Annotated in this window: 1 pseudogene; it reads right to left on the bottom strand. The window is 72.2% G+C overall.

What is annotated here, in order from left to right:
- Positions 1–245 (bottom strand): annotated as a pseudogene (locus SB751_RS34085) (dihydrolipoyl dehydrogenase); the annotation flags it as partial.

Genomic DNA, 245 nt, shown 5'->3' with positions numbered 1-245 from the left:
ATCGCCTTGCCGTTGCCGACGAAGGTGAATCTGCCGACGCGGATCTCGCCGCCCGTCGCCTTGGCGTGCTCCTGGGCGCGGGCCTCGGTCATGCCGATGCTGGCGACCTGCGGATGCGAATAGGTGCACGCGGGAATGCGCAGCGGATCGAGCGCGTGCGCCGGCAGGCCGGCGATGGCTTCCACGCACAGCACCGCCTCGTGGCTGGCCTTGTGCGCCAGCCACGGCGCGCCGGCCACGTCGCC

The organism is Cupriavidus sp. SIMBA_020 (genome assembly GCF_046535395.1).
GTDB lineage: Bacteria > Pseudomonadota > Gammaproteobacteria > Burkholderiales > Burkholderiaceae > Cupriavidus > Cupriavidus campinensis.
The sequence above is the reverse complement of the archived record's forward strand: the minus strand, read 5'-3'. Positions and strand labels throughout refer to the sequence as shown.